This window comes from Paenibacillus kribbensis, assembly GCF_002240415.1.
Classification (GTDB): Bacteria; Bacillota; Bacilli; order Paenibacillales; family Paenibacillaceae; genus Paenibacillus; species Paenibacillus kribbensis.
In genome coordinates, this window is sequence record NZ_CP020028.1 from 3,336,238 (window position 1) to 3,349,878 (window position 13,641).

General features: G+C 42.5%; 8 protein-coding genes and 2 CRISPR repeat arrays. All 8 genes read right to left on the bottom strand.

Translation table 11 applies throughout. The features are described from left to right. Nucleotides 1–218 precede the first annotated feature (218 nt). Nucleotides 219–1,656: direct repeats of the CRISPR family, unit length 32 nt; unit sequence ATTTCAATCCACGCACTCATACAGAGTGCGAC. Nucleotides 1,657–1,837: 181 nt separating this feature from the next. Then, on the bottom strand, nt 1,838–2,128 hold the full coding sequence (cas2, locus tag B4V02_RS14740; protein WP_094155397.1) for a CRISPR-associated endonuclease Cas2: 291 nt from the start codon (nt 2,126–2,128) through the stop codon (nt 1,838–1,840). 9 nt (nt 2,129–2,137) lie between these two features. Then, nucleotides 2,138–3,169 carry a type I-C CRISPR-associated endonuclease Cas1c gene (gene cas1c / locus B4V02_RS14745; protein ID WP_094155398.1) on the bottom strand — a complete coding sequence of 344 codons (1,032 nt, stop codon included), beginning with the start codon at nt 3,167–3,169 and terminating at the stop codon, nt 2,138–2,140. Beyond that, on the bottom strand, nt 3,166–3,825 hold the full coding sequence (cas4, locus tag B4V02_RS14750) for a CRISPR-associated protein Cas4 (RefSeq protein ID WP_094155399.1): 660 nt from the start codon (nt 3,823–3,825) through the stop codon (nt 3,166–3,168). The genes cas1c and cas4 overlap by 4 nt, the downstream gene beginning before the upstream one ends. Next, nucleotides 3,812–4,687 (bottom strand): type I-C CRISPR-associated protein Cas7/Csd2, encoded by an 876-nt coding sequence (cas7c, locus tag B4V02_RS14755; protein ID WP_094155400.1) that lies wholly within the window; start codon nt 4,685–4,687, stop codon nt 3,812–3,814. The genes cas4 and cas7c overlap by 14 nt, the downstream gene beginning before the upstream one ends. A 44-nt stretch (nt 4,688–4,731) precedes the next feature. Further along, complete coding sequence (gene cas8c / locus B4V02_RS14760) at nt 4,732–6,696, bottom strand: type I-C CRISPR-associated protein Cas8c/Csd1 (protein WP_094155401.1); 1,965 nt, start codon at nt 6,694–6,696, stop codon at nt 4,732–4,734. Next, nucleotides 6,693–7,412, bottom strand: coding sequence for a type I-C CRISPR-associated protein Cas5c (gene cas5c / locus B4V02_RS14765; protein WP_094155402.1), 720 nt, complete (start codon nt 7,410–7,412; stop codon nt 6,693–6,695). The genes cas8c and cas5c overlap by 4 nt, the downstream gene beginning before the upstream one ends. Before the next feature lie 113 nt (nt 7,413–7,525). Next, entirely contained in the window at nt 7,526–10,015 is a 2,490-nt protein-coding gene (locus tag B4V02_RS14770) for a CRISPR-associated helicase/endonuclease Cas3 (protein ID WP_094155403.1), read from the bottom strand. Nucleotides 10,016–10,448: 433 nt separating this feature from the next. Continuing rightward, nucleotides 10,449–12,420: a CRISPR direct-repeat array (repeat unit 32 nt; unit sequence ATTTCAATCCACGCACTCATATAGAGTGCGAC). A gap of 246 nt (nt 12,421–12,666) precedes the next feature. Next, nucleotides 12,667–13,476, bottom strand: coding sequence for an SDR family oxidoreductase (locus tag B4V02_RS14775; protein WP_094155404.1), 810 nt, complete (start codon nt 13,474–13,476; stop codon nt 12,667–12,669). Between the last annotated feature and the right edge of the window lie 165 nt (nt 13,477–13,641).

Sequence of the window (13,641 nt, forward strand, 5' to 3'; positions counted from 1 at the left end):
TTTGTAATCGTAGGGTGTATGCTTCAAGCCATAACCACCCTTCACATAAAAATTCCATAATTTCAAAATGCACACTTTATTTCTCGCCAAAATTGGCCATCTGCCAATATATTATGTCTACATTATTTGAAATGAAAAATTTACATATATTACAAATAAAAGGGTGAACAATCATATAGTGCAACACAAAATAGTTGAGATTACCCGCGTACTTGGAAATTTCAATCCACGCACTCATACAGAGTGCGACTGCGAAAATAATCTTGCAGCAAGAGGGTGAATCTATTTCAATCCACGCACTCATACAGAGTGCGACTTGATACTCCAGGAGATTTTAGACGAAATTTCAGAATTTCAATCCACGCACTCATACAGAGTGCGACTTCGATCACCAAACGTTTAATGCCATAAGCCACAATTTCAATCCACGCACTCATACAGAGTGCGACGTCGATAGCATCTTCGGCCCTCTCCTCGGGTGGTTATTTCAATCCACGCACTCATACAGAGTGCGACCGGTCAGTTTACACATCCAACATTAAAAAAATCGGTATTTCAATCCACGCACTCATACAGAGTGCGACTTACCGGGAGATCATTAGCGCAGCAGTAGGACGATTATTTCAATCCACGCACTCATACAGAGTGCGACTCCCAATTATCGTTCATCATAGTTTCCACATCAAAATTTCAATCCACGCACTCATACAGAGTGCGACATAACGAGGAAGTGGGGTGGCTTTAAGCAATGAGTATTTCAATCCACGCACTCATACAGAGTGCGACGAAAAAGGACTTTTGAAGATGTCCGAAGCCCAATGATTTCAATCCACGCACTCATACAGAGTGCGACCAGGCCAGGAGACAAGGGTTATAGCGGATACAAGAACATTTCAATCCACGCACTCATACAGAGTGCGACCCTGGATAGGCACTTGCAGTAGGCACGAGAAAGAGATTTCAATCCACGCACTCATACAGAGTGCGACATGGTATCGGTAGGTTCTTGCAACGTGGCAATGCATTTCAATCCACGCACTCATACAGAGTGCGACTCTAGTCCGACGTACCTTAAATGGTATCGCCATTAATTTCAATCCACGCACTCATACAGAGTGCGACTGGTGTATTGAAATTTGTATTTCTTATTGGAATTTAAATTTCAATCCACGCACTCATACAGAGTGCGACAAACTTATGCCAGCTGCCCACAGCGTCCAGCACATATTTCAATCCACGCACTCATACAGAGTGCGACTGTCTTGGAACACGGTCACATCGCCGTATTTCCAATTTCAATCCACGCACTCATACAGAGTGCGACATTTTCGCGGTGGTTCCAGGTTCTTGGTGAAACAATTTCAATCCACGCACTCATACAGAGTGCGACAAGGTCTATCGACATAGCATATGCGCTCAGGATCGATTTCAATCCACGCACTCATACAGAGTGCGACCTGGATAGGCACTTGCAGTAGGCACGAGAAAGAGATTTCAATCCACGCACTCATACAGAGTGCGACGCTCTTGTAACTAACCATAACACTATGGTGTATTATTTCAATCCACGCACTCATACAGAGTGCGACTTTTTGTTAATCATAGCACTCCAAACGGGCAAAAAATTTCAATCCACGCACTCATACAGAGTGCGACGGCGAAAATGCAGTAATTCATACTCTAATGAGATCAATTCCACACATTTCCGCAAAAAAACGATGCCGAAAAGGCTTGCATCAAGCGTTGACATTTATCTAAAATAACCAGCTCAAACCTTTTCGACAAATTTCGAGGTGCGAAGGATCCGGAGTTTTTATGTGAGCTTCACATTCGCACCTTATAAAATGAGTGGGCTTTCCATATCGTAAGCCTCTTTGACCCCTATATGCTCTACTTTCTTTTTGTAGTTATCGCCTAAGTTGTAGAAACGCAGGCTGTCTTCTTTTTTGTCTATCAATTCTTCTAATTCATACTTTAAACGGCGGAACTGGGTCGAATCCAAAATACATTCAAATACAGAATTTTGCACCCTTTGTCCGTGATCTACACACTTTTTCGCAACCTTTGCCAGTCTTTTTCTACCTTCTCTGTCTACCGTACTTACATCATAAGTAATCAAAATGAGCAAGTTTCACACCTACTTCCACAAAAATGGAGGGTACTCGTCCAAGTCTCCCCGAATATGCCTTGCCAAAAGCAATGCCTGTGAATAAGGCACCAGCCCCCAAGACATCTTCTCATTCAGATAAGGATGAATGATCTTGTCCTGTTTCCGTTCCTGCCAGGCCTTCAATACGATTTTCCTCGTATCATCATCCATCATCACAGATCCGTTTTCTTTCCTATAAAATCCTGTGCCATGAATTAGCTTTTTGTTAATCAAAGACAGCACAAAACGGTCGGCATATACTCCTCGAAGCTCTTCCATCACATCCAATGCCAAAGATTCTCTTCCCGGACGATCTCGATGCAGAAAACCTACATACGCATCCAGGCCGACAGCTTCCAAAGCCGATTTCATATCGTTGGACAGCAATGTATAGGCAAAAGATAACAACGCATTTACATTATCTAACGGTGGACGTTTATGGCGTCCATGAAAATAAAAATCATCTTTTTGCTGCAAGATCAGCTCGTCAAAAACGGAATTATACTGAACGGCCGCCGTACCCTCCAAGCCCCGTAAAATGTCTAGCTCCTCCACTTCACGGACCTGCTTCATGATCTCTGTTAAAGAAGCGCTCACCTTTTTCATACGATCCATGTCAATCCGAAGCTGGTGGTCCCTCGTAGCCCGTTCCAAAATCCATTTATGGTTATAGATCTTACCTATAATCATATTTCTGGCTACACGAGCGCTTCTTCTATCATCATCGGAAATCCGGTACTGTTCTTTTCTCAGCACTACATTTCCCCGGCTTTCTCCCGTAACTCGTGCCAGGAAACGTCCGCTTCGCGTCATAAAGGTTAGGTCTATGTTACGTGTTGCACAAGCTCCCATCAAGCCAGGACTGACTCCTGAGTAGCCAAAAGTGCAAACTGCCTCCAAATTATGCAAAGGATACCGTGCAAGAATGGACTCTTCTTGTTTGACTACGATATTTTCCCCATCCAGTGACAAGTACGTATCTGGCATGGTCACAAATAATGTGTTCAGTAGTTTTTTCATTCAGCGATCCTGCTTTCAATAAAGCTTGAAACTGATTTTTTATTCAAAATCTCCGGCACACATATGTGTTGAAGCGAGCAGCTTTGGCAATGGGGACCTGCTTTGGCTTTGGGTGTATGGTTTCGCTCAAAATAATGCCGCATTTCCTGCAAGCTGGCACGCACACGTTCACGGTCAGACGCTGTGATGATAACCTCTACGCGATGCTTGATCTCATCGTAATAAAAGTAGCCTTTTGAAATCTCACATACGAGCATTTCTTCCAGACACATTACTTGTGCGACCAACTGGGCATGGTCCGAATCATTTCGTTTCGGCTTGCCACGCTTGTATTCCACAGGAAAAGGAAGGTACGTCCCTTCCTCCCCTGCAAGTGGGACACCAAGGGGATCACGCACAAACTCCACCACGTCACAGATACCAGTGATCCCAAGCTCTCTGGAATGTACAGGTAATGCGCGTACAACGAGCTTATCCCCTCTTTTCTCACGAATCATCGGCTGATCGGCTTTTCGGTGCAAATGATTGCCCTCAATCGTTCGCACGTTTTCTTCCCATTGCTGCTCAATGTGAATAAGCGCCCACTGTCTTCTACAGAAATTAAAATGCTGAATACCGGATAATAGCAAATAATCTTCTTCGTTATAGCCCTGCATACTCTTGGACCTCTAAGCCTTCGAGCGGTGTTAATATACATTCATAATGTGTATCAAAAGATTTGTCGGCTGCATTTACATTTTCTTTCGGTTTCACTTCCAAAGATCGGTGTACTTTAGCAGATGAGTATTTTCCAAGCTTGGAATTGTGCTCCCACCAATAGACTTTATGAACCTCCATACTACCGTCAGGACGGGCGGATGAGACATCATTTTCAAACAATGAAATCAGCGCTTCCCTGATCTTTGCCGCATCTTCGTTTGTAAATCCTGTTTTTTCAGCTAGCTGTGTATTGATGCTTCCCTTAAAAACGTACACGCCAAAATCCACCCGATGCTTCATCCCCATCGTATCGGAACCTTTTTCGCTACCTGGTTCGGAGTTTACACTTTTGGTAATTTGCATGCTGGTAATATCAATAGGTAGAACACTGGTTGCCGTATGTATAGATACAGGACCTCTTACCCCTACAGATACTCCTGCCCCTTTACCCACCGCTTTGAATGCAAAAACTTGACCAAAACTACGAACATCCATCCACTCCTGACAGGCCATTCTGGCAAACTCCTCGCTTGAACCTTCCTTGCTCTTAAAAATTTTTCCCAGCTCAGGATTGGCTTCGGCACGTTCTCTTAAACTACTAAAAGAGTCCGATTTGCGATCATTCGATTGAACAAAAATAGACTCTCCCATATCTTGCAGACGATTTCTTATTTTCCGTTTCAGAGCCACATCTGAAATTTCGCCAAATCCATCGTAATTTTGCCGTGGGCGATTGCCATTCAGGGGATCGCCATTAGGATTTGCTTTCGCGACAGACAATACAACGGCAAAATCAATTTTATGATCCAAAATAGACATATGATGATTCTCCTTTTCATATAACTCTATATTTTAAAAGATTTTTATGCTGGGGTGTTATCGTTTTGGCTGTCATTCGTTTCTGTGGTATTTGCCTGATGTTTCTTTTTATCCGTGTTGTGATAGAGCTTATAGCGCTGACTGTAGAATCCAAGCAAATATTTCCCGGTCAGCGGTTCATTATTAAATTGATCAAACGGGATTTTTGAAGCAACCTCATCAATCATAATGGAATAATAGTTTAGGCTTTGACCATACTTGGCTTGATGCGGCTGCAAAGCATTCTGAATCGTTCTCCAGGTTCTTTCCGGATGCTGTGAGAATACACTCATATAGCGTATGGCATTGGTGGAACGCTTTTTTTCCTTATCCTGTCCACTTCGTTCCAGTGCATTTCGTTCCAGTACATCAGCAATGGCCAACAGTCTGCCGAATAAATAGCTGCGATCCGTATTTTCTTCATCTAATCCCACGTTGTATCCCTCCCGTGTGTTAATCAATGCACATGTTATACTCAGTGTCTTCTCCCATTCCCATTTGTCCATAGCTACCGGATTAGAGGCACGGTGAGTAGCACTTCTCACAATATCCTGCGGAATTGTTCGACCATCCACAATGCATGGAAGCATTCGTTCCATCAAGCCTTTAATGAGTTTGTCATTCGCCTTAGGGCCGTATGCCGCGAAAGCAATGTCTCTGGTTGCCGGAGCCCCCCAAAAGAGTAATAACTCACCTTGCTCGTCCTTCTGGTAACGGTGTAACCAGGCACATTTGGAATGCCAATCAATAAGCCTGTCAAAATACAATTTTTTATCCAAATTCCGATAATAGAGAACAGCCATGCGCCCTGTTGTTGCGGAGTCAAGCACCAGAATATTGACGTTTGCTTTGGAATCTGCTTTGACGGCCAGTTTATTACGATAACCCGACAGGGCTTTGGCCAGATCAAATGCAAGCTCCTCGTTGGTATGACTTTTGATTGCTGTCGGCCTGGATGATTCAGTACCAAAACCCATTGCAAAGATGTTGTCATTGTCGGTAAGACTCGGCACATTCGTGGCGTCATTACCCCAGACGAGAAAAACACGGTTATCCATGGTGGTTTTCCCTTGACGATGAATCAGCCATTTTAATGCATTATGGGCTTTTTGAGATACTTCATAGCTGATGCTTGCTGCTTCATGACTATGGGCAAACCGTCCTCTGAATGTGAACCCGCTCGTATCATTAGCAGAAATCAGCTTTGCTTTATCCCCGGAATTTCTGATTTTGTTTGCATGCTTGTCTGTGCTCGGGAGCTGCTTTCCGGTGACATAACAAATGTCTTCTTCGCCCAGCAACTTACTGTAGTAACCAATAAATGAATCATATAGCTCTTTATCCTGCCATACTTTAGTTAACGCTTTATCTGGTGAATACACGTTAAAACGAATAAATGCGCTCTCCAGTTCACCGGGAACTGCCGTAAATATACGTGGTTTCTCCCCAGGTGAACGCTCATACTTCTTTTCCCATTTACTTATTAATTTTTGATCCTCATCAAGGTATAAAATAGATTCGTCTACCAAATCTTTAATCAGTCGGCGCTTGCTCAAGTAACGATAGATGCTTTTCAGCTTGGGAGTGGCATATTCTGAATTAGCCCACCCTTCTAACTGCTGAATGTAAGCAGCAAAGGGCTCTTCTTTTTTGATCTTTCCGCCATATGCGACAAAATCTCCGGCCACATAGCTTAATTTATCATGCAGCGGATAAGGTGCTACGACAGAGCCAGCCCGGCTGGCGGATTTCTCGGTACAAGGAATTAATGTGCTAAAATCGTCCTTGTCCAGCACTCTGGCTGAATGAAAATCACCTTGTTCCGTAATTTCCACTTCAATTTGTGCATTTTGAGTTGTATGGGAGATGGGCAGCAGCGTATATTCGCGATCATTATGCTTTTTCTCAATCACACCCACACGGTCAAGGTTGGATTCATAGGTTTCATATAGATTTAGTAGCCAGCTCATTTCATGCCCCACCCCTCCCACTCTGCAAACAGCTCATCAGCGGATTGAACATTATTTTCATCAAACTGTTTGGGCTGCATATCCGCTATGATGCGAACTTGTGTGCATATCTCCGGTGGAATAAATTCAATGACTCCATCCTTCATCACCGGATTCCACAAGCGTACCTCCAAGTGATTCCTGCCTGTCTCATCCGGGTAGTTAATCCCGTGTACCATATTGCCTAGATGAATGTCGCCATAGCTATCATAGAAACCGGGTGCTTCACCAAAAACACAGGGCTCCACATAAGCTTGGCATTCTCGTGTACCCAGGAAAATATCTCTGCGTCCACCCGCAAGCAACGAGCGTTTGAGAATATTATGATGTTTGTTTTCATTACGGTCATATTCCATCTCGGGACGATGCAGATTAAAAATAAAATGAGCCTGAACCTCATAGCAAGGGTCTTTAAGATAAGTATAGTTAGCAAGCGTATTACCGCCGCCATATTCAATGGGCCGAATCCCCTTGGATTCCATTCGGATAGCGTTTAGAACACGAACCTTGTCCACAACCATCGTAATCGTAGGCTTCCAATAAATGCTTTCTACGATCCCTTTTAGTGCCTGATAGGTGGGGACACTGTATGTTAGTTTCTCACCACCCAGTTTGGTTAGCGGATCAGTGAACAATGCATAATCTCCGTACACTCTAAATTCGATTGCGTTTCTCAACTGGTAGCTTCCTCCTTTCTAAGTCTTTTTACCCAAACTTAATACCAGAGTATTACTTTCAACATAGTCAGTCAACGCAAAAGATAAGCCCTTAAGCCCCGTTAAAGGCATTTTTAAAGGATAAAACCACCATGCGAGCTATCATTTTGAAGATTGAGCCCATATGAATCATCATAAGCCCCATCGGTCAGAGCCCATATTTTTCCGTCCAAAAAAGAAACCAGCGCCTTATTGTGACTCAATTGATTTTTATCTGTGTTTGTTATATTAATGGTGAATTGCTGTGCCCTGCGGAGCAGGCTGCTAAGATCCTCTATGCTTTGCTGTCCATTCAGATCAGCGATGATCTCTTTTCCTTCCTTCTCTCCATCTCCATAAGGAACAATGACGGCTGTCGTATGATCCTTAATGACTTGAAAGTGGTCTGCTGCTGTCTTATAACTATTCGCTAAAAATAAAGGAAGAAGTGTATCATGTTCATCGTAATAGGAGCGATAATACGTATTTTCACTGCGACTGACAGATAATAGCTCGGTCATATTTTTTCTTAGCTTAGGTATAAAATAGTTTAAATCCGATGCCAGCTCGGTATAATACTTTTGGAAATATATTTCCATAGCATGTCCGGACAATATGTTACCGCCGTAGCAGGTTTTGTCACGTTTTAAGTCAATGAACATTTTTTTGGTAATTTCTTTGCCGATTTTAATTTCTTTGAGATCTTTGAGATTTTCTTCTTCATGATCAATGACATACACCTGCTTCGTTCCATCTCTTCCGTGGCGATTACATCGACCTGCCGCCTGAGCAATCGAATCCAGACCAGCCAAGGATCGGATGACACAATCAAAACTAATATCTACTCCCGCCTCGATGAGTTGTGTGCTGATACAAACGACAGGTTCTTTATGATCTAAATGTGTTTTTACTTCCCCCAATATGCGATTGCGATGAGCTGGGCACATGGAGGTACTTAAATGGTAGATCGGGATGGCACCGTCTCCTTCTGTTAATCGGTGATATAGATTTTTGACCACCGCTTTTGTATTGAGAATAACGAGTATGCTTGGTTCATCGGCAAGTTTTTGCTCAACAAAATTAGCAAGTTTCTCGGTATCCAAAGTATCATCTGTCGCCTTGTCAACAATTTCAACCCGCTTAAACTTTTCGATAACATGATCGAGGTCATGCACCATTTCGGCATCTGGGTCTATGTCCAGCTTGTTGTGTACAAAATCCAATTCCGGTTGGGTAGCGGTGCAAAGAACAATACTTGAAGAGGCATATATTTTCAAAAAATTCAGTGCTTGATTAAACAAAGAAGTACAGTGTGTGGGGACTTTTTGGACTTCATCAAAAATAATGACGGACTCACTCAAATTGTGAAGCCTACGGATATTTCTGCTGCCACCCGCGTAAAACACATTTAAAAATTGCACCATGGTCGTGAAAATGATTGGCGAATCCCAATTATCCTTAGCCAGCTTTAATTTTTGATGCGTATTCACAACAACATCTTCAAGCTCATGATCCTCACCATCTATGTCCTCTACTTCGTTCGTGACCACATTGGAGTGATGCTCCAGAAGGTTAGCGTCATCCCGTATAATTTCACGAACCTCCTGAGCGTTTTGTTCGATAATCGTTGTGAATGGAACGACGTAGATGATATGCTTCTTTTCAAATGTGACTGCATGCTTTAGGGCATAACGCAGACTGGCCAGCGTTTTTCCACCCCCTGTAGGTATGGAGAGTGTAAATATCCCGGAAGGCTTGACTGCAAATTGCTCACATTGCTCGGACATTTGCTTTCTAAGCAGATTAATGGTTGTATCGGCATTCTCTCCTGATTGCAGATCGGTAATACGCTCCATTAGTCTTTCGTAATACGTTTGAAATAGCTGTTGGCGAATCATCGGTTCATTGCTGTTCTTCTCGTTTTTAACGTTAACTTCTTCAAAACAACGGGTATTCGTGCGATCAGCATCGATCAAAGCACTGAACACAAACTTGGATAAAAACATCATTTTGAGTTCAATATCTGGATTATCATCCCGTTTCATATAATCAGCCAACTCGATCCCTGCTTGATTCACATAATGAATAAAGGCAGATTCCTCCATCACCTGTTCATAAAAAAGGGTCACCGCATGGTCAAACCCCTCTAATTTTCGATCACGCACCCGATCCAAAAATTTTGATTCCAGGTCAGGGTCTAAAAAATCCTGCAGATAGGCATGATGTGAAATAATCGCATTCCCTACAACTTCGGATAATAAAGCTTTGTTCATGAAATCCTGCTTATCAAATGGCCCTTGAGGTTGGATGTGAAAGAGATTGTACAACAATTTCCCACCAGCGGTAGAATGATCCACGCTTCCTCGTTTCGGCGGAATATCAGGATTTTGTACGGCTAAACGTATGTAATTCTGGAATTTTTCTGTGTATTTCCCCAAGTCATGCAGCATACCAGCGAGTCCAGTAATATGTTGTATTCCTATTTTGTCACCATAAGTTTCTGCTAGTTGTTGAGTTTCCATCAGGTGATCTGCAACTGTCTGAATCTCATGGTCACTTTCCCGTATGTGGGCGATATAGTCCATTTTTTCACTCCTTTAATTTTTCTTCGAGAATAACCTTTCGTCAATTAAATACCAATAAAATCCAACCCATGCTAATGCATTACCTGCTGTATACGTTCTGTTCATTTCTTTAATACAAACCAGTATCCCATATAACCTTGTCACATACATTTTTAGTACTTATTCCATTGTTAGCAGCAATGAATCCCATCTATAATACCACAATTAGATTTATGGATGTTTTCCCAAGAGCGGTTCGAATGGCACAGCCCGCTAAACCCCAGAGAGGAATCCTACCTAGCTAATAGCTATCAATCGTTGGTACTACTATATAGAACAAGTATAAAAAATTAAGGTTTTTTGGATTTTTTCCCTCGTAAAATTATTGCTGTATCCATGCACTCACATAGAGTGCGACGCTGAATAAACAAGACTTACAAGAGGTGCAGAGATTATTTCAATCCACGCACTCATATAGAGTGCGACGAAGTCGGCTCCAATCTTCCATATGCCCACTACTTATTTCAATCCACGCACTCATATAGAGTGCGACCAATGTAAGTTTCAGATTTTTTTGGCTTCTCTTATTTCAATCCACGCACTCATATAGAGTGCGACGGCGACGCGAGAGTCTTCGAATATTTCTTTGATGATTTCAATCCACGCACTCATATAGAGTGCGACTTCAACATCAAAAAAATATGTATGATCTATTTCAATTTCAATCCACGCACTCATATAGAGTGCGACCACGAACGTTAGAGAGTTCCAAGTTTTCGGTGCTATTTCAATCCACGCACTCATATAGAGTGCGACAAATTCAAGGTTACTGCCGTGGATACATGGGGTAAAATTTCAATCCACGCACTCATATAGAGTGCGACTTATTGATGTGAAACAAAGTGCACATATGGTTGTTCGTATTTCAATCCACGCACTCATATAGAGTGCGACTTTAATTTTGTCTTCTATTATCTCCCAACGTTTAGGAGATTTCAATCCACGCACTCATATAGAGTGCGACAAACGCTTGAAACTTAAAATACAAGAGCTTGAAGGTATTTCAATCCACGCACTCATATAGAGTGCGACTTACTTTTGCGCCGCTTAAACTGCGAGAATGAAATTTCAATCCACGCACTCATATAGAGTGCGACCACAACTACGTGAAACGTGGCCTTTTCTTTTGTAAATTTCAATCCACGCACTCATATAGAGTGCGACATCGGTATGAGCCTCGTCCAAACAAATGATGGATATTTCAATCCACGCACTCATATAGAGTGCGACGAAAGCACACTATTGCTTATTCCAACACGCTCAGCAATTTCAATCCACGCACTCATATAGAGTGCGACTAATTATTTTGTTTGGTATCGGAGTTTGAAAAAATTTCAATCCACGCACTCATATAGAGTGCGACGATATTCGATTCGCATGACAATGATCTCTTGATTATTTCAATCCACGCACTCATATAGAGTGCGACTTTTTGTTAATCATAGCACTCCAAACGGGCAAAAAATTTCAATCCACGCACTCATATAGAGTGCGACGCCTGCAAAAGATGGTCATAGGCACCTCATTTTCAGATTTCAATCCACGCACTCATATAGAGTGCGACTCCGAAGAAAAAGGGAAATATTTCGCTATGGTACTTATTTCAATCCACGCACTCATATAGAGTGCGACTAGTCCCGGTCGTCATAGACCTTGTCTCTACGAAAGATTTCAATCCACGCACTCATATAGAGTGCGACGCAAAAAGCGCCAATTGTACACCGTCAAGCGAGAAATTTCAATCCACGCACTCATATAGAGTGCGACCAAAAAGCGCCAATTGTACACCGTCAAGCGAGAAATTTCAATCCACGCACTCATATAGAGTGCGACCATTGAATATCTGCGTCAAATCCAGTAGAATAAATTTCAATCCACGCACTCATATAGAGTGCGACGGATGATTGCAGCTGCTAATCAAAAACGATGGTGGATTTCAATCCACGCACTCATATAGAGTGCGACTTTTTGTTAATCATAGCACTCCAAACGGGCAAAAAATTTCAATCCACGCACTCATATAGAGTGCGACTCCAAACGGGCAAAAAGAAAAGCAGCTTTTTTGATTTCAATCCACGCACTCATATAGAGTGCGACGATATAATTGGGGCGCAAAAGAATACCGGAGGAAATTTCAATCCACGCACTCATATAGAGTGCGACTTCCCTCCCGACTGTTACTTTTTAACCATTTACAATTTCAATCCACGCACTCATATAGAGTGCGACTCGTGCCTACTGCAAGTGCCTATCCAGGTGGATTGCTATTTCAATCCACGCACTCATATAGAGTGCGACTGTCATTGGGAATTATAGTGGAAAAAATTAAGGGGTATTTCAATCCACGCACTCATATAGAGTGCGACAGCGAAAATGTACCCAATTGATCCAAAAAAGGTATCTATTCGATACAATTTCAAAATAAACAATACCAAAAAAGCTTAAATCTACTATTGACTTTTATAGATGAAATCAGATTTTTATCCTTTTCGACAAATTTCGAGGTGCGAAGGACCCGGGGTTTTTATGTGAGCTCCACATTCGCACCTTAACCAAAATGTTACAATCAGGATACCATAAATCCTTTTTCCGTCATAGAGAATGCTTTAACGCTAAAACAATAAAGATTCCGCACCATCAATTACAATTTGTGCGCCGGTAATGTGGCGCGAATGATCCGAAGCCAAGAAGGTCACCAAATCAGCTACCTGACCAGGTTGACCGGGCCCATTAGCCAACGGCTGTCCACCTTCGGGAAACTGAACGGGGATGGTAATCTGCTTTAATCTTTCGGATTTCTCCGTTGTTTCATCAATATTGGTCGAAATGGCACCGGGATAGATGACATTGACACGAATACGGAATTTGGCCAGTTCCAGCGCAGCCATTTTAGCAAACCCGGTTTGACCTGCCTTCGAAGTGCTGTACGCGGACATCCCAAAGCTGGTAAAACGCTGATTTCCATTAATGGAGCTGGTAATGATAATGCTGCCGCCTCCGTTCTTTTTCAAATGCGGCACCGTATATTTCACCGTCAGGAAGGTACCATCCAGATTTGTAGACAACGTTTGCCGCCAATCCTCAATGCTCAAATCCTCAATCGGTCCAACCACTCCGTTAATCCCCGCATTGGCAAAAATGATATGCAGCCCGCCAAACAATTCAACAGCTTCCAGGACTGCTTTTTCCACACGAACCGGATCGGCAATGTCCACATCAAATGCCCGGGCCGAGCCTTCTCGTATAGCATTAATCTCTTTTTCTGTCTCTAAAATCCGCTCATTACTTACATCAAAAAGAGCGACATTCGCTCCTTCTCTGGCCATTTGAATAGCTGTTGCTTTACCAATTCCAGAACCGGCCCCCGTGATTAGAGCCGTTTTGCCTTCAAAGCGCGCGCTTCTTGCAGATGTATAGCTCATATGTATCGCTCCTTTCAGTATCCTGTATAATCACAAGATTACCCAAAAGGGGATACTTTATAATCACCATTCTTGCGCATTTTTTCTTCTTGCATCTCGATTGCATCTCATATATATCTTAATTATTCATTTTTTTGTATGTATGTATCAAAAAAGGACGTTCTA